Raw genomic sequence first — 17,560 nt, 5'->3', positions numbered from 1 at the left:
GTTTTTCATTGATTGCTGTTATTCGTAGTTTCTGTGCTTTCAGAATTGTTCTGGTTGTTCGTATTGTTATTCGGTGTGGTATTCCCGTTCTGGCTATCCGCACTATTATTCCCATTAGAGCTATTATTACTGGTATTGCCAGAGTTGTTGTTTCCACTACTATTAGAATTGCTACTGTTATCAGCATTGTCGTTATTCGTAGAGTTAGAATCCTCGGAATCATTTGATTCATTGGAGTCGTTGTTTGAAGAATCGTTGCTGTCTCCATTGTCAGAGGCACCATCTTCTTCAGGTTTAGGCTTCTCTTCAGGTTCTTTTGGCTCTTTTGAGTCTTTCTCTTCAGGTTTCTTAGACCAATCACCAGTTGTTACTTTTGCTGATGGACCAGATTCGTTACCTGCTACGTCAACTGCTGTAACGTAGAAAGCGTAGGCGCCAGAAGGAATGCTAAATGAGCTTCCATCTGAAGACTTGATGCTACCGAGCTTTGTGAAGGAATTGCTACCGTTGGCTGCACGGTAGATCCGATAACCTACAATATCGCTTTCGCCTGAAGCACCCCAGTTTAATGTGGAGCCACTAATAGAAACGCCTCCAACAGCTCCAGGATTTTTGCCATTTTCTTTAGCTGTCGTACCTTCTGAAACGATATTTAGGTCACTAAATTCCGATGGTAAGAGCTGTGCAAGGTCCACTCCTGAGAAGTAATCTTCTTTAATCATAACACCACTTGATACAAACTCCTGTGGAGTAGTTGAAAGTGCTTGATAGGTATTACCATTCATCACGACATAACGTCCTTCAGTGAGGCTGTCATCCACTTCAGTAGGAACATACTTCGCATTGAATAGATCCGTTTGGACAAGGCCAGCTTTTTGACATAGATCAGAAGCAAGCTTTCCAGAAATACCACAGAATGATCTGCGTACAATTCCAGTAGGCATCTTAAACGAATCTTTGGGATCCATTATTTCTGGATTTGCATCATAGGCAGCATTCGCAAATAGTGCCCATAAGTTCTTATTGCGCTTTGAATATAGGTTTGAGTTCATACTCATTTCAAGGTCAAAACCAGTCCATACGCCGAGAGAGACGTTTGGATTAACCGCTACGAACCAAGCATCTTTATAGCTTTGTCCTGTACCAGTTTTACCTGCCCAATCAGAAGCGAATTTCAATTTACTAGGAATGTCCTGTGCAGTACCTTGACCAATGACATCGCGCATCATATCGATTGTGAGGTAAGCTGTTTGTGGACTAAAGACGTCCACAGGTTCAGTTTCTTGCTTGAAAATTGTATTTCCATTACGATCTACTATTTTATCGATCATGTAAGCGTCAACGAATTTCCCGCCGTTTGCAAATGTTCCAAATGCGTTCGTATTTTCTTCAACACTAACCCCTCGCTCAAGAGATCCAATAGATGTAGATGCGTTTGAACGATCAGCTTGTGTTAATGTGCTAAAGCCCATTTTAATTAAATAATTTGTTGCTTCATAATGATCAAGTTTTGAATAGATCCTTGCTGCAGGAACGTTATAAGACCTTTCGAGGGCTTTACGCGCCGAAACTAGTCCATGATAGTTAAGGCCATAGTTTTTAGGAAGCCACATATCATTAGATGGAAGGTCTGGAATAATATAACCAGGTTGAACCTTTCCTAGTTCCATAGCAGGTGCATAGTCAAGTAATGGCTTCATTGTAGATCCATTAGACCGATAAGCATCTGTCGCATGATTCAACTGCTCTACGTCAAAATCTCTACCGCCAATAAACGATAAGATTTTACCTGATTCATTTTCAATAAGAATACTCCCAACTTGCATCGGGAATTCTTTATTAACAAGTTCACCTGTTTCAGGGTCTTGAACAGAAGCAGATTTTGGACTTTCAAAGTAATTCGGGTTATCTAGTACTTGATCGCGTGCTTTATTCATTGCATCATACATTTTTTTATTGATTGTTGTATGAATCTTGTAACCATTTTTGCGAAGTTCCTTTTCAGCATTGTCCATAAATTCGACAAAAATATCGGAATTCTTCTGTACTTCTTTCCATTTCAGCCCCATATCTTTTGCGATTTCTGTTTCTGATTTCGCAGAAATGTTGGCATTGTAAGAGATTTGATTATAGTAATCGACACTCTTCGCAAGTTCTTTCCCATCATAACCTTCTTCATTTGCAATTTGCTGAGCAAGAACTTTCTTCGCTCTATCTTCAATTTCAAATGTTAAGTAAGGATATTTTTCAACTGGGGATGGTGATGACTTTACAAGATTTTTTTTAACGTCGTACTCAATTGCTTTATTGTATTCTTCCTCAGTGATTGTTTCTTCTTGATACATACGATAAAGAACAAATTCCATTCGTTCGATTCCTGCAGAAAGATCTTCTTTAACTCCCCCTGAGTTTGTGAACGGAGTGTATGTATAAGGATTTTTGGGAATACCAGCAATAAAAGCAGCTTGAGGTAAGCTTAATTCACTTGCATCAACTCCAAAGATTCCCTGTGATGCAGCTTGAACACCTGCTATGTTGTTCCCAGAAGCATTTCGACCATAAGGTACAATATTAAGGTATGCTTCTAGAATTTCTTCTTTATTAAAGAAGTTCTCCAGACGGAGGGCAAGCAGCATTTCCTTTGCTTTCCGTTCAAATGATACTTCTCTCGTTAGAATTTGGTTTTTAACTAGTTGTTGGGTGAGTGTACTACCACCGCTACGATCTTCTGAATTGGTGACTTCTTGAAGAACTGCTCGTCCGATTGCTTTCGGAACGATGCCATCATGATCATAAAAATATTCATCCTCTGTAGAAATAACAGCTTTTTGTAGCAGAGGCGAAATATCTTTTAACTCAACTTCTTTACGTTCAATATCTGATCTGAAGTTCCCAAGAAAAACTTCTCCAGCAAAATATACTTCACTTGTTTCTTCGTAATTATAGACATCTCGTTTCATTTCATCATAAGAACGAATTGGTTCATCTTTCACAAGAGATGCGAAATATCCCGCACCAACACCGCCGGCAAAAAAAGTGCCCATAAGACCAAGTACAAGAAAGATTAGAAAAAGATTCCAGACAACTTTGTAGGCAATCCTTGATCCGGTTAAAATGTTGTATTCTTGTAATCTATCAATGAACGCGTTCCACTTCTGCTTGACAGTAGAAAAAAGCTCTCGCATTCCTATACCCCCTCAAATTAATCCTGTTTATTATAGCATATGTCGTCGAGATTTGTATAAACTGGTAAGGAACTATAGTAGGTTAAAATTGACACAATTTCACCTTTGTGATAATAATTTAAATAGTGATTTTAAGAACAATATGCGTTGATTGGACGAAGTAGCGTTTTTCTCCCTTTTTCAGAGAGCTGGTGGTAGGTGTGAATCAGCATAAAGGAAAATGTGAATTACTTCCATGAGCATCTAGTGGGAAAGACATTAATGTCTGTGTAGCATTAGACGGTTCAGACCGTTATTCTGACTGAGTGGGAGAAAGGTTGCTTTCTTCAACAAGGGTGGTACCGCGATTAAACTCGTCCCTTTACCAGGGGCGGGTTTTTTATATGCATTTTTGTGGTCAAGGTTCGCCTTATGCCAATATTTAATGAATATTACTAACAAAAGGAGTCGAAAAGATGCACATATTGGACGAATTAGAAGCAAGAGGCCTTTTGAATCAAGTAACAGACAGAGAAGGACTCGAAAAAGAACTATCAGAGAACAGGATCGCTCTTTATTCTGGTTTTGATCCGACAGCAGATAGTCTGCATATTGGTCATCTTCTGCCAGTTCTAGCGCTACGTAGATTTCAGCTTGCTGGACACACACCGATTGCACTTGTAGGAGGAGCTACTGGTTTAATTGGAGACCCTAGTGGACGCTCAAATGAACGTACACTGAATTCAGAAGATATCGTAAAAGAATGGACGAATAAGTTGCAGGGACAGCTTGCTCGCTTTTTAGATTTTGGTAATGAAGCCAACTCAGCGAAAGCTGTGAACAACTTCGACTGGATAGGTGAGTTGAATGTCATTCCATTCCTCCGTGATGTTGGCAAGAACTTTGGTTTAAATTATATGCTTGCAAAAGACTCAGTTACTTCACGTCTTGAAGCGGGAATCTCGTTTACTGAATTCACTTATATGATTTTGCAATCTTATGATTTCCTTCAACTTTATCGTCAAGAAAATTGCCGCCTTCAAATTGGTGGTAGTGATCAATGGGGCAATATTACTGCTGGTCTTGAATTAATCCGTAAAGAAGAAGGTAGCGAGGAATCCACAAAAGCATTTGGCGCTACGTTCCCTCTTGTAACGAAGAGTGACGGTTCTAAATTTGGTAAGTCTGAGGGCGGTGCAATCTGGCTTGATGCAGATAAAACGTCTCCGTATGAGTTCTATCAATTCTGGATTAATACTGACGATCGTGATGTTGTGAAATTCCTTAACTACTTTACTTTCTTAACTATTGAAGAAATTAATGAAATTCAGTCCAAGCATGTAGAATCACCAGAAAAAAGAGAAGCACATCGTACGCTGGCAGAAGAAGTTACTAAGCTTGTTCACGGTGAAGAGAAGCTTCAACAAGCGATTAACATCTCTGAAGCACTATTTAGCGGAGATATTAAACAATTGACGGCTGAAGAAATTAGACTAGGCTTTAAAGATGTTCCTTCTTACAATGTAGAAGATAGTGAAAAAGGATTAATCGACCTTCTTGTAGAGGCAGGCATTTCACCTTCTAAGCGTCAGGCAAGAGAAGATATTAAAAACGGAGCAGTTTACATTAATGGTGAACGCTGTCAGGAATTGGACAAAGTCATTTCGGAAGCTGATCAAATCGAAAATCAATACGTCATTATTAGAAGAGGTAAGAAGAAATACTTCCTTCTTACGTATTAAATAAGTAGTAAAGAGGCACTCCTACATACAGGAGTGCCTCTTTTTATCGTTAATTTATTGACTAGTATTAGGGAAAATAAAAACCCCGGAATAAATTCCGGGGTTTTTTGAAACAGCTTAACGAGAGTAGTACTCAACGATAAGAGCTTCAGTGATTTCAGCAGGAAGTTCAGAACGCTCAGGAAGACGAGAGAACGTACCTTCAAGCTTATCTGCATCGAAAGTAAGGTATTCTGGAACGAAATTGTTTACTTCGATTGCTTCTTTGATGATGTCAAGGTTGTTAGACTTCTCACGAACACTGATCACTTGACCAGTTGCTACACGGTAAGAAGGAATATCAACGCGTTTGCCATCGACAGTGATGTGGCCGTGGTTAACTAGCTGACGAGCCTGACGGCGAGTACGAGCTAGACCTAGACGGTATACAAGGTTATCAAGACGAGCTTCAAGAAGAATCATGAAGTTTTCACCGTGAACACCTTTCATTTTACCAGCATCATCGAAAAGACGACGGAATTGACGCTCAGTCATGCCGTACATGTGACGAAGCTTTTGCTTCTCTTGAAGCTGAAGTCCATATTCAGAAAGCTTTCTACGCTGGTTAGGTCCGTGTTGACCTGGAGCGTAAGGACGCTTTTCCAATTCTTTACCTGTTCCACTTAGAGAAATGCCAAGACGACGAGAAATTTTCCAACTTGGTCCTGTATAACGAGCCATAATTAGCTCCTCCTTTATACCATTTTTATTGGTATAAAATAAAAACAGTGTCGTGATTCCGGTTTGCGCACATTGTGTTTTCACACGCCTTCACCTCGACAGCCGGAGGGTACGCGGCGTACCTATTTAAAGGAACACAATGAAATCGCAGCCCGTCACGCTGCTGCCCATTCTTATTTTACACAAATGCAATTGTAACTCTTTCACTGTACTCTGTCAACTTCAGCAAATATTTTAACATTAATAGAGTAGAGAAACCTACGATTTTTATTTTTAATTATATATGATTACCCCTTCACCTTAACTTAGAAAGCGCTTACAATAATAGAGGACATAGGAATTCGATCATAAGGGGGAATTACTTTGACAGACAAGCATCGCTTTGAGACAAAAACAATACACGATGGATATGATGATAAATCACATCATAATAGTTTAGCGGCACCTATTTACCAGACCTCGACGTTTACTTTTGAAACGGCAGAGGCGGGTGAAAGAAGATTCGCAGGAGAGGAGCCAGGCTACATTTATTCTAGACTTGGTAATCCTACTGTTCGTATGCTAGAAGAGCGCATTGCATCACTAGAAAATGCCGAAGCAGGATTAGCATTTGGTTCCGGAATGGCTGCTGTTTCTGCAGTTCTATTGAATCTAGTTAAATCAGGCGACCATATCCTTTGCTCTGAAGGCGTATATGGGTGTACATTCGGATTGCTTAAAATGTTACAAGAAAAGTTCTCTATTGATCATGATTTACTTCCATTAGATTCGATGGAACAAATTAGAAGTGCGATTCGCCCTAATACAACTGTCATTTATATTGAAACACCTATTAACCCAACGCTTAAATTAATTGATCTCGAGATGATATCATCAGTTGCAAAGGAACATGGTATTCAAGTTGTCGTAGATAATACATTTTCAACTCCATATTTACAGAGACCTCTTGAATTTGGATGCGATATTGTTTTGCATAGTGCAACGAAATACATCGGAGGACATGGAGATGTGGTAGCTGGACTTGTAGTTGGAAGTAAGGAAGCGATGACATCAATTGCAAAAAGCACACAAAAGGATATTGGAGGAATTCTGTCTCCTTTTGATGCATGGTTGCTACTACGTGGTTTGAAAACATTACCAATACGAATGGACCGACACTGTTCTAACGCAAGGAGTATTGTCGAGAAGCTCAGTAGCCATCCCCGTGTAACGAAGGTCATGTACCCAGGCACGGAAACATCTCCAACGTACTCAATTGCAATGAAACAAATGAAATATCCTGGAGGATTAATTAGTTTTGAATTAAATGGTGGAAAGCAGGAAGCGCAGGAGTTTATGAATAAGCTTCAAATGATAAAAATTGCTGTAAGCCTTGGTGATGCAGAGACATTAATTCAACACCCTGCAACGATGACGCATGCTGTTGTTCCAGAGGATGAAAGAAGACGAATGGGAATCAGTGATTCATTAATCCGATTATCAATTGGACTAGAAGCATGGGAGGATATCTGGGAAGATGTCCTTCAAGCACTCGAAGCATAGAAAGAAAAACAGTCTTGGGCTCCATTTGGAGCCCAAGACTGTTTTTTGAGGTTCTTTCTAAAAGACTGCTGTCTTCGAAAGAGGTTTTGTAAAGAATCTAACCATCAAAGATGTTTAGAGTAGAAATCAGCCACTACTCTTAAAAAAACAGTGTCTACAAAACAGTTTCTTTAAGAAGCTCTTTCCTCAAAGATTGTTGCTTTTGAAAGAAGAGTTTTGTATAAAGAATCAAACTTGGCTGATTGGAACGGAATGTGCTCACCGCCCGCACCAAGAAAAGCGAGCACCTGGAGTGGCCCCCTCACTCTTATAGCAACATTTCTTACGTAAACAGGCTTTTAAGAAGAGCGATAATCTAAGTATTATACGTACTCTTCTAAAGCAGAAGTAAACTTTTCTAGATACTCTTGATCGATTTCGTCAAATCGCCCTACTTTAGGGCTATCAATATCAAGCACGCCAAGTAGCTTGCCAGATTTATATATAGGTACGACGATTTCAGATTGAGATGCAGCGTCACAAGCAATGTGACCAGGGAATTCATGGACATTTTCGATTCTCATCGTTTTGCCTTCTTTAGATGCTGTGCCACAAACACCTTTTCCATTTTGAATACGTACGCAAGCTGGAAGCCCCTGAAATGGTCCAAGCACTAGTTGGTCAGTTTCTTCTTCATATAGATAAAATCCAACCCAGTTCACATCAGACAAAAATTGATTTAATAAAGCAGACGCATTTGCCAAATTAGCTAGCTGGTTTTGCTCGCCATCTAACAGCGCTCTTAGTTGTTTAATAACCATTTGATAATCTTTTTCTCTTTTTCCTGAATAGGATTCGACTTCAAACACGTCAATACACCTCTTCCTTAACTCGAAATTATGCTAATCATATCAAATTTTGACATTTAACACACATATTTTGTCGTACGATTTGTAAAGGGATGGGTTATAATTTCTCGAATATGTATATGATCGATCAATTTGGAGGTGGTTCCTAGTGAAACAGGAGCGAGATACAGTATCGAAGCGAAGTGTTATACAGGCCGCCATTCAACTTTTTAATACGAAAGGATTTAACGGTACTTCTGTGCGTGACATAGCAGGAAAAGCTGAAGTGAATGTGGCACTTATTTCTTATTATTTTAATGGTAAAAAAGGGTTGGCAGAGTTTCTTATGACATCCTTCCTTGAAGGATATGTGAAGGAAATAGAGGCAGCATATCAGCAGCTGGACATGAAGTCAGCGAAGACATGTCTGATCGATGCCATTCAACGTCTAATGGAATACCAGCACCAGAACAGGCAGTTGGCTCGTTTTGTACATCGAGAGATTACATTTGATTCTGTGCTAGTTCGGGAAATAATGACAACTTACCTTTCAAAGGAGAAGTTCTATTTCACTAAAATATTTGAAGTTGGTTTCGCGAGAAAGGAATTTCGACCTCAATCAATTGATTATATTATTATGCAAATGAAAGGCATGCTATCTATGCCATTTTTGCACCCTCAATATATACTTGAAGTTCATCATATACAACCGAATGAGCATTACTTTATAGAACGATACACGAAGCATTTAAAGGAATGGATTGAACTTTATATATGCGAAACTGAAAGGTGGGGCGCAAGGCCGCTCGTTATGAACGGCTAACCCTGTCTGGAGTTGTAAGTGCTTCTGTAATAATCATTTCAGATCCCTGACCAATCCCTTTTGCACTATGGGCATCCGATCCGTAGACAAGAGGGATTTCTCGATTTATTGCTTCCTTGATCACCCAATTTGGAGGGTATGGCTCTCTACAAAGAGGCTTCACCGTGCCAGCCCCATTATAGTCGAGGGAATAACCACGGTGTTTCACTTCGTCAAGAAGTGAGGAAATTTGAGCTTGAAAACGACCTTCGAAAGGAAACTCTTTCTGAAATTTGTTTGCAAGTGTGATGTGACCAATCCGTGTTGGTTTATATAACCCTAGGTTAGCTTGTACTGATTTCAATACAGTCTCATAATATTTTTGATGGACACTTTCGATTGATCCAAGAGAATCAACTAATTGCTTAAATGAATTAGGACTATAGTCGAGGCAAGTATAGTGATTACCGTGTTTAATGAAGTGAACAGAAAGAATGGCGTCATCTAACTGAGGTCCGACCATTTGGAGAAATTGCTTTGTCTCATCTTCAAAGCCTTCAATGTAATCGATTTCAAGACCGCATTTAATCGCTATTTTTCCATCGTATGTTCTTTTCAACTGCTGCACAGCTTTGAGGTATTCGTTTAAGTTCTTTTCTGTCATACCACTATCTTTATTGGGAACAGGATCGTTAAAATTTCGAGGTAAAGGAGCGTGCTCTGTAAATGTCATTCCTTTGTAACCAAACTTAATTGCTTCTTCGACATAGTCTTCTAATTGATCTGTCGTTCCATGTGGGCAAAATGGAGAGTGAACGTGACCATCATATGAAATACTCATCCTAAAGCACCTTCTTTCTGATAATGAAAAAGTTTATAATAATATCAAGGATTTTACATGCCGAATATTGAATTTACTTAGTCAAACAGGTAATTACATGGTATCATAAAAACATTACTAAATTTCGTACATATTCGTCTACAAACGATCTATATCTGACGATTTAGACTGCTAAATTAGCATGATTACATAAATTGATGATGTGGAAGAAGGGGTGCTTCCGTTGGAGTATATTGTCATTGCGATTATTATATTGGTAGCCGTCATATTATACGGCACTTTTGCGAGAAGAAAAATATACAATGAAATCGATCGTCTTGAAGAATGGAAGATTGATATATTAAACAGACCTGTGACCGATGAGATCTCGAAAGTAAAAGGCCTTATTATGTCAGGTCAAACGGAAGAAAAATTCGAAAAATGGCGTGAAGAGTGGGACGAAATTGTTGCAGTGAAGCTTCCTAACCTTGAAGATCAGCTAATGGACACAGAGGAAGCAGCTGAGAAATATCAATTTCGAAAAGCAAAAAACACGTTAGTTGAAACTCGCGAACGTCTTGAGCAGATTGAAAAACGAATTGAGCTTATGTTACAAGACATTAACGAACTTGTATCTAGTGAAGAACAAAACCGAACTGAAATCGTTTCAGTACAGGAAGTGTTCAGAGAAGCAAAGCAGAAGTTGCTTTCACAAAATCGTTCTCTTGGTAAAGCTTTCCCTACTCTAGAGGCAGAGCTTGAAGAACTGAGACAGAAACTTCAACAGTATGAAACGTTAACTGATGACGGGAATTATCTCGAAGCAAGAGATGTGTTGAAAGAGATTCAAGATCGTTTAACTGCAGTACAAGAGAAGATCGTCATTACACCAGAACTAATTACACTAGTTCATACACAGATTCCTGCTCAACTTAAAGAACTTGAAGATGGGACTTCGGCAATGGAGTCCGAAGGGTATGTTCTTGATCATCTAGAAATTCAAGAACATATTGAGAATGTAGAATCTGATCTCGTGAAATGGGATTCTGCCATCGAGAAAACGGATGTAGAAGAAGTGAAGACGGAAGTCGATGCGGTACGAAGGAGTATTGAGGGTCTTTATGATCAACTTGAATCCGAAGTAGACGCAAGACAACTTGTTACTGAGAAAGTCGAAGAACTTGAGCATGAATTGTTTAAAACGAACAATCATTTTCAAGATTTGCAGGAAGAAACAAATGTGGTCCAACTCAGCTATCGATTAGAAGAGCAAGAACTTAAGATGATTAAAGAAGTCGAGAAGAAGATATCAGATATGCATGTTAGGTTTAGTGCTGTTCGTGAAGCTGTAGAAGGAAATAAACAGGCATATTCAACGTTAGCTGAAACAGTTCTTACACTCAAAGAGGATCTAGCAACTATTGATCACGATATGCAAATTCAGAAAGAGAATTTGCATATGTTAAGGAAAGATGAATTAAAAGCACTCGAAACAATTAAAGAATTGAAAAGAAGATTGATTGAATCAAGGAGGATGATGAAGCTTAGCAACCTTCCTGGTATACCGGAATCCTACTTAGATGGGTTTGAACTTGCTGAGGACATCATTATTGAATTAAATGATCGTCTATCGGATGTGCCGCTAGATATCTATCAAGTAAATGAAGTATTAGCTGATGCAGAGCGCGCAGTTGAGCACAGTACGGAAGTAACAAAGAAGTTAGTAGAAGACGCAATCTTAACTGAACGTCTCATACAGTTCGGTAATCGTTACCGTGGTAAGTACAGAAGTATGAATGAACTGCTTCAGAAAGCAGAAGATCACTTTAGAAGATATGAATATGAGGAAGCTCTTTCAACAGCTGAAGCGGCCATTGAAAAAGTGGATCCAGAAGTTCTCCAATCATTGAAAGATGATGTAAGGGAACCTGTCAGAACATAACTCTCCTCACATGAGGAGAGTTTTTTTGTGGAAATAAAGCACATAAAAAAACGCAGGCAGAGCCTGCGTTAACTTAATTTTTCTGTTTGAATTGAAGAATTAAAAGCCCTATAACTCCACCAGCAACTGCTGGTAAAAGCCATCCTACGCCCTCGCTGTATAATGGTAAAGCGTGTAAGAACCCAAATTCTATATTCAATCCTGCTCCTTCAATCGCATTGGGAATGCTGATGAAGGTTGTGAGTAGAATAGCGCCTCTGTATACATAGTTGTGAACTGGGGTCGCATAGTTAATAAAGGTTAAGAAGATCAGTACGATTGCTATTGGATAGATCGCAATTAATACAGGCACAGTAAATGTAATCAGCTGTGTAAGCCCTAGGTTTGCGACAAATGCACTAAATAGCGTCACAATGAGAATAACTGTTTTATAGGAGAGTTTTGGGTAAACCTTCGAGAAGTATTCACCACAAGCTGTTACTAAACCTACTGAAGTAGTCAAGCAAGCAAAGGTAATGGCAGCACCGAGTAAGACGGTTCCAAATGATCCAAATAAATAGCTAGCGACACTTGATAGAATTTCCCCTCCATTATCGGCTTCTCCAACAAGGTCAAGGCTTGTAGCACCAATATATGCAAGTGATAAGTAAATAGCTGTTAGTCCTATAGCAGCAAGAACGCCGGCCTTTAGAACTACTAGAGAAACAGTTTTTCGATCAGTTACACCTCGATCATTGACTGCTTTGATTACCACGATTCCAAATACAAGCGCAGCAATGGCATCCATCGTTAAATACCCATCCAGAAATCCTTTAAAGAATACGCCGCTCTCATAGTTAGGAGAAGGTGGCGAAAGTGATCCAGGGGGATTAATGAACGCACCGATAATTAAACTTCCGAGTACGAGAATTAGCAGAGGAGTGAGAATCTTGCCCACTCGATCAACTAATCTTGTAGGATTCAATGCTACCCAGAACGTGATTCCGAAAAAGACGATCGTATATAGAAGTAAAGGTAGACCAGTAGGATTTGTAGATTCACTTAGAAAAGGAACGACACCAATTTCAAATGCTACTGTTCCTGTACGCGGAATCCCAAAGAAAGGTCCTATTGCAAGATAGAGCACAGCGGTGAAGGTTAGTCCAAACACAGGGTGTACTCTAGAAGCAATATCATTCAAGCTACCTCCGGTTAAACCGATGGCTGTTACACCAAGTAGTGGAAGTCCGACGCCTGTAAAAAGAAAACCAGCAATCGCAATCCAGATGTTTTCTCCAGCAGCTTGACCGAGCGCTGGAGGAAAGATCATATTTCCTGCACCTAGAAAAAGCGCGAAGAGCATTAATCCTATTGTAAACGTATCTTGATTTGATAATTTTGCTTTCATAACTGCCTCCTGATTAAGCTGTTTAACATGTCCTAATTTTCGGACTTCATATTAACACAATTAACCGACAAATCATAACGATTCTAAAATAATTAACTATTCAAATAATTCAACATCAATGATAGCGGGAACAATTAGCTATTGGGAATCTTAACCAAGGATGCATAGAATATAAAATATATACTTAGCTCAAAAATACTAGTTGAATTAATTTGGTCTTTCTATAACGCTGTGGTAAGATTATTAGTTGGAAATATAAGATGACTGAAGGTGTCATAAAATGATTTATTTGGATAATAGTGCCACTACAAAGCCATATAAAGAAGTACTAGATGCTTATCGAACCGTAGCAGAAGATTTCTTTGCGAATCCTTCCTCTCTTCATCGAAAAGGTGGAGAAGCTGAAAGGTTGCTTAGACAGGCCCGAAAAAGTATTTCTGAATTATTAAATGTTTCTTTAAGTGAAGTTGTTTTTACCTCTGGTGGAACAGAGAGTAACAATTTAGCGATTAAAGGTGTAGCGCTCCAATATATGAATCGAGGAAAACATCTTATTACGACACAAATTGAGCATGCTTCTAGTATGCGATCCTTTCAACAGCTTGAAAACATGGGGTTCGAAGTCACGTATCTCCCTGTAGATACAAACGGACAAATATCTATAAACGATCTTGAAAATGCCCTTACTTCTGAGACGACACTTGTTTCAATTATGCATGTTAATAATGAGATAGGTGCTATCCAGCCAATTAAAGATATTGGTCACAAGATTAAAGAGAGATCTAAAGCACTTTTCCATATTGATGATGTTCAAGGAATTGGGAAGGTACCGCTGGATTTTAATGATGTCAAAGCGGATCTTATTTCTTATTCCGCCCATAAATTTCATGGATTAAAAGGCAATGGACTTCTCTTAAAGAAGAGAAGTGTAGCGCTGTTTCCTTTGCTATCTGGTGGTGGTCAGGAGAATGAAATACGCTCAGGGACAGAGAATGTACCAGGTATAGTGGCGATGGCTAAAGCTCTTAGGTTGTATTTTGATTCAGCTACTACAAAGAAGGATAAGCTTGAAGGATGGAGAAAAAAACTAGTCGGTGAACTCCCTAAGATTGTAGGTATTGAACTTAATTCGTCTGGAATTGCAGCTCCGCACATTATTAACTTTTCGGTCCGTGGCATAAAGCCAGAAGTCTTGATTCACACTTTAGAAGAAAAAGATATCTATGTTTCAACACGATCCGCTTGTTCTTCAAAAGCAGCAGAGACTAGTCATGTGTTAACGGCTGCTGGTTTTCCAGTGGAAAGAGCCAAAACGGCAATAAGGGTTAGCTTGTCTTATGATACCACTGATGAGCAGATAGAAATTTTTCTTAGTGAACTTCAGAAAGCCATTTCTAAACTAAAACATGTAATGAGGTAATAGCTATGTATGATCACATTATTATTCGATACGGGGAGATTTCCCTTAAAGGTAAAAACAGAAAAGGATTTATTACTTCTTTGAAAAAAAGAGTAAAACAAGTTCTGTCGGATTACAATTCGATTGAAGTACACCAGTCTTTTGATCGTATGGTCGTTAAATTGAATGGAGCAAATCACGAACCGATTATTAATAAGCTTAAAACAGTGTTTGGTATTCATTCGCTTAGCGTAGCTATTAAGACGGAGCATGATCTAGATCTTATTAAAGAAAAAGCGCTGCAGCTTGTTCAGGATCAACAGCGCGGGGAAAGTATGACGTTTAAAGTAACGGTAAGACGACCTTTTAAACAATTCCCCCATCGTTCACAGGATATGAATCGTGATATCGGAGGGTTCGTTCTTCGAAATACGGAGAATCTTACAGTGGATGTTCATAACCCTGATATGGAGCTGAAAGTAGAGGTTAAGCAAGATGGTGCTTATTTGAGTTGTAATAATTCAGAAGGCGCTGGCGGTCTACCAACCGTTCAAGACAACAAAGTTATGTTAATGCTATCAGGCGGGATCGATAGTCCAGTTGCTGGTTACTTAACAATGAGGCGAGGCGTAAAAGTAGAAGCAGTTCATTTTCATAGTCCTCCTTTTACTAGCGAACGCTCTCGTCAAAAGGTTGAAGATCTTGTAAAAGTTCTAACACGTTATGGTGGGGACATACGTCTTCATGTCGTACCTTTTACAAATACGCAAAAAACCATTCAAAAAGAAATGCCTGATAACTATAGCATGACAATTATGAGAAGAATGATGATGCGTATTACAGAGAAATTAGCAGAGCAAAATAATGCACTGGCAATTGCAACTGGTGAAAGCCTTGGACAAGTTGCAAGCCAGACAATTCAAAGTATGAATACGATTAATGAAGTAACAAACTTCCCGGTGCTTCGTCCGCTTATCTCAATGGATAAACTTGAAATAATGAAGATTTCAAGAGCAATTGATTTATATGATATTTCAATTCGTCCTTACGAAGATTGCTGTACAGTATTTTTACCTGAAGCACCTAAAACAAAGCCTAAACGAGAGCATGCGAACAAGTTTGAACAGTACTTGCCTGTGGATGAATTAGTTCAAGAAGCAGTTGCTGGCGTTGAAACAATCATAATCAAGGAAAAAGACGACGAATTTAGCGATTTACTATAGAACTTCCAACATTTGACCATATTCCCATAAGTTAAAAGGGATAACACCCCTCTGTCTATCAAATTCTATAGGCAAGGAGGTGAACATCCCATGGCAAATAACAGCTCAAACAACCTAGTGGTACCTGGTGTACAACAGGCTCTTGATCAAATGAAGTATGAAATTGCTTCTGAATTTGGTGTAACTCTTGGTCCAGATTCTACTGCACGTTCAAACGGTTCAGTTGGTGGCGAGATTACAAAGCGTCTTGTACAACAGTCTGAACAACAATTTGGAGGATACTCTAAATAATTGAATATTATTGGCTTGCGGAAGGTGCATATAGCATCTTCCGCTTTTTTGGTTAGTAATGTTCAAAACTTTCTTATTTTTATGTATAATGAAACTATTACCTACTAGAGGAGGAAATAGCATGCAGGCTCTAATTGCACCTGATCATTACAACTTAACTAGCGAGATTGAGCGCTTTATCACTGAAGAAAATAAGGTCGCTCTTAAATGGCGAAGCGAAAATGGGGATTTCCATGAAATTACATACAATAACTTAATGGATAAAGCTAACCAAATTGCTGGAGCTTTGACTTCTGAAGGGTTAATAAGTCAGGATCGTGTTCTAATCATGATGCCGCGACTTATCGATACATACGCTGTTTATATTGCTTGTCTAAAAGCTGGTCTAGTTGTTATTCCATCATCAGAGATGTTAAGAAAGAAAGATCTTGTTTATCGAATTAATCACGCAGAAGCTAAGGCAGTTATCTGTGACTCTAAGCTAACAGACTCATTCGAAGGTGTAGAAGCTGAGGCGCCTTCACTTAAAATGAAATTTATCGCTGGGGATGCGAAAGACGGATGGATTCCATTACTTGATAAAGCTCAAAATGAAAGCGTTTTATTCAAAGGTGTGAAAACGTCTAGAGACGATATGGCTTTTCTTTCCTATACATCAGGAACTACTGGAAACCCTAAGGGAGTAGTTCACAGTCACGGCTGGGCATATGCTCATCTCAAAACATCTTCAGCTTCATGGTTAGATATTCAAGAAGGAGACAACGTTTGGGCAACAGCGGGACCAGGGTGGCAGAAGTGGATTTGGAGTCCTTTTGTAGCAACATTATGTAGTGGTGCAACAGGTTTTGTATACAGTGGGAAATTTGATCCGGAAACGTACCTTGGTTTTCTCGCTGAGTATGATATTAATGTGCTTTGTTGTACACCTACAGAATATCGCTTGATGGCGAAAGTAGATGAGCTAGAGCGGTTCACTCTCCCGTCATTAAGGAGTGCTGTTTCAGCGGGGGAACCTTTAAACCGTGAAGTCATTGACACGTTTAGACGGTATTTCAATATTGACGTGAGGGATGGATACGGACAAACTGAGAACACTCTTCTTGTTGGGATTATAAAGGGTATGGAAGTGAAGCCGGGATCGATGGGTAAGCCAACACCTGGAAATCGGGTTGAAATTATTAATGATCAAGGTCAGCCGGTCGAAATTGGTGAAGTAGGCGATATAGCTGTGCATAAGGATGTGCCTGCGTTGTTTAAACATTATTATAAAGATGAAGAACGTACTCAAATGGCTTATCGGGGTGACTACTACTTGACTGGTGATAAAGCTTCTAAGGATGCTGACGGTTACTTCTGGTTCGAAGGTAGGGGCGATGATATTATTATTAGCTCTGGTTATACAATTGGTCCATTTGAAGTGGAGGATGCACTTGTAAAACATCCATCTGTTCAGGAGTGTGCAGTTGTAGCAAGTCCTGATGAAGTACGTGGCAATATTGTAAAAGCATACGTTGTGCTTAAAGATCATACTCAGGCAGGAGACGCACTTGTACGTGCTCTCCAGGACCATGTTAAAGATCTAACCGCACCATACAAATATCCGCGTAAAATAGAGTTCATTAAAGAACTCCCAAAAACGACTTCAGGTAAAATTAGAAGAATAGAACTTCGTCAAAAAGAAACACAGAGTGTTTCTTAAAT

13 protein-coding genes and 1 other annotated feature are annotated in these 17,560 nt (G+C 39.2%); of the genes, 8 read left to right on the top strand and 5 right to left on the bottom strand.

Annotation, left to right across the window (positions count from 1 at the left end; genetic code table 11):
• Positions 1-5: 5 nt before the first annotated feature.
• Positions 6-3,185: a transglycosylase domain-containing protein gene (locus FBF83_RS18075; protein WP_136948555.1), complete on the bottom strand. Its 3,180-nt coding sequence runs from the start codon at positions 3,183-3,185 to the stop codon at positions 6-8.
• A 138-nt stretch (positions 3,186-3,323) separates the two neighbouring features.
• Positions 3,324-3,549: a binding site (T-box leader), on the top strand.
• A 91-nt stretch (positions 3,550-3,640) separates the two neighbouring features.
• Here FBF83_RS18075 and tyrS point away from each other — a divergent pair.
• Entirely contained in the window at positions 3,641-4,906 is a 1,266-nt protein-coding gene (gene tyrS, locus FBF83_RS18070) for a tyrosine--tRNA ligase (protein WP_136948554.1), read from the top strand.
• A 117-nt stretch (positions 4,907-5,023) separates the two neighbouring features.
• Here the strand turns inward: tyrS and rpsD are convergent, their stop codons facing one another.
• Positions 5,024-5,626, bottom strand: coding sequence for a 30S ribosomal protein S4 (rpsD, locus tag FBF83_RS18065; protein WP_136948553.1), 603 nt, complete (start codon positions 5,624-5,626; stop codon positions 5,024-5,026).
• A 357-nt stretch (positions 5,627-5,983) separates the two neighbouring features.
• Here rpsD and megL point away from each other — a divergent pair, with 357 nt between their 5' ends.
• Positions 5,984-7,168, top strand: coding sequence for a methionine gamma-lyase (gene megL, locus FBF83_RS18060; RefSeq protein ID WP_169525630.1), 1,185 nt, complete (start codon positions 5,984-5,986; stop codon positions 7,166-7,168).
• A gap of 362 nt (positions 7,169-7,530) precedes the next feature.
• On the opposite strand, the gene FBF83_RS18055 is transcribed toward megL, so the two are convergent.
• Positions 7,531-8,016 carry a GAF domain-containing protein gene (locus FBF83_RS18055; RefSeq protein ID WP_136948551.1) on the bottom strand — a complete coding sequence of 162 codons (486 nt, stop codon included), beginning with the start codon at positions 8,014-8,016 and terminating at the stop codon, positions 7,531-7,533.
• A gap of 148 nt (positions 8,017-8,164) precedes the next feature.
• Between FBF83_RS18055 and refZ the strand changes: the two genes are divergently transcribed.
• Complete coding sequence (refZ, locus tag FBF83_RS18050) at positions 8,165-8,818, top strand: forespore capture DNA-binding protein RefZ (RefSeq protein WP_136948550.1); 654 nt, start codon at positions 8,165-8,167, stop codon at positions 8,816-8,818.
• On the opposite strand, the gene hisJ is transcribed toward refZ, so the two are convergent.
• Positions 8,805-9,638 (bottom strand): histidinol-phosphatase HisJ, encoded by an 834-nt coding sequence (gene hisJ, locus FBF83_RS18045; protein ID WP_136948549.1) that lies wholly within the window; start codon positions 9,636-9,638, stop codon positions 8,805-8,807. The two genes, refZ and hisJ, sit on opposite strands and share 14 nt — an antisense overlap.
• Positions 9,639-9,861: 223 nt before the next feature.
• On the opposite strand from hisJ, the gene ezrA reads away from it, so the two are divergent.
• Complete coding sequence (ezrA, locus tag FBF83_RS18040) at positions 9,862-11,559, top strand: septation ring formation regulator EzrA (protein WP_169525623.1); 1,698 nt, start codon at positions 9,862-9,864, stop codon at positions 11,557-11,559.
• Positions 11,560-11,632: 73 nt separating this feature from the next.
• Here ezrA and brnQ read toward each other — a convergent pair whose 3' ends face one another.
• Positions 11,633-12,946 (bottom strand): branched-chain amino acid transport system II carrier protein, encoded by a 1,314-nt coding sequence (gene brnQ / locus FBF83_RS18035; RefSeq protein WP_136948547.1) that lies wholly within the window; start codon positions 12,944-12,946, stop codon positions 11,633-11,635.
• A 280-nt stretch (positions 12,947-13,226) separates the two neighbouring features.
• Between brnQ and FBF83_RS18030 the strand changes: the two genes are divergently transcribed.
• From FBF83_RS18030 to mbcS, 4 genes are all read left to right on the top strand, one after another.
• A complete protein-coding gene (locus FBF83_RS18030) occupies positions 13,227-14,366 on the top strand; it encodes a cysteine desulfurase family protein (protein WP_136948546.1) in 1,140 nt (379 codons plus the stop codon).
• Positions 14,366-15,568: a tRNA uracil 4-sulfurtransferase ThiI gene (thiI, locus tag FBF83_RS18025; protein WP_136948545.1), complete on the top strand. Its 1,203-nt coding sequence runs from the start codon at positions 14,366-14,368 to the stop codon at positions 15,566-15,568. Before FBF83_RS18030 ends, thiI begins: the two co-directional genes overlap by 1 nt.
• A 90-nt stretch (positions 15,569-15,658) precedes the next feature.
• Entirely contained in the window at positions 15,659-15,859 is a 201-nt protein-coding gene (locus FBF83_RS18020; protein WP_136948544.1) for an alpha/beta-type small acid-soluble spore protein, read from the top strand.
• A 121-nt stretch (positions 15,860-15,980) separates the two neighbouring features.
• Positions 15,981-17,558 carry an acyl-CoA synthetase MbcS gene (gene mbcS / locus FBF83_RS18015; protein WP_136948543.1) on the top strand — a complete coding sequence of 526 codons (1,578 nt, stop codon included), beginning with the start codon at positions 15,981-15,983 and terminating at the stop codon, positions 17,556-17,558.
• Positions 17,559-17,560: the final 2 nt, after the last annotated feature.

Source organism: Guptibacillus hwajinpoensis (assembly GCF_005144865.1).
GTDB classification, from domain to species: Bacteria; Bacillota; Bacilli; order Bacillales; family Guptibacillaceae; genus Guptibacillus; species Guptibacillus hwajinpoensis_A.
Note: the sequence above shows the minus strand (reverse complement) of the source record. Positions and strands in the feature narration are given on the sequence as shown.

Excerpts from the sequence above, each read along its gene's own strand:
- FBF83_RS18075 (WP_136948555.1), bottom strand. The coding sequence starts at position 3,185 with ATGCGAGAGCTTTTTTCTACTGTCAAGCAGAAGTGGAACGCGTTCATT.
- tyrS (WP_136948554.1), top strand. The coding sequence starts at position 3,641 with ATGCACATATTGGACGAATTAGAAGCAAGAGGCCTTTTGAATCAAGTA.
- rpsD (WP_136948553.1), bottom strand. The coding sequence starts at position 5,626 with ATGGCTCGTTATACAGGACCAAGTTGGAAAATTTCTCGTCGTCTTGGC.
- hisJ (WP_136948549.1), bottom strand. The coding sequence starts at position 9,638 with ATGAGTATTTCATATGATGGTCACGTTCACTCTCCATTTTGCCCACAT.
- brnQ (WP_136948547.1), bottom strand. The coding sequence starts at position 12,946 with ATGAAAGCAAAATTATCAAATCAAGATACGTTTACAATAGGATTAATG.
- FBF83_RS18030 (WP_136948546.1), top strand. The coding sequence starts at position 13,227 with ATGATTTATTTGGATAATAGTGCCACTACAAAGCCATATAAAGAAGTA.
- FBF83_RS18020 (WP_136948544.1), top strand. The coding sequence starts at position 15,659 with ATGGCAAATAACAGCTCAAACAACCTAGTGGTACCTGGTGTACAACAG.
- mbcS (WP_136948543.1), top strand. The coding sequence starts at position 15,981 with ATGCAGGCTCTAATTGCACCTGATCATTACAACTTAACTAGCGAGATT.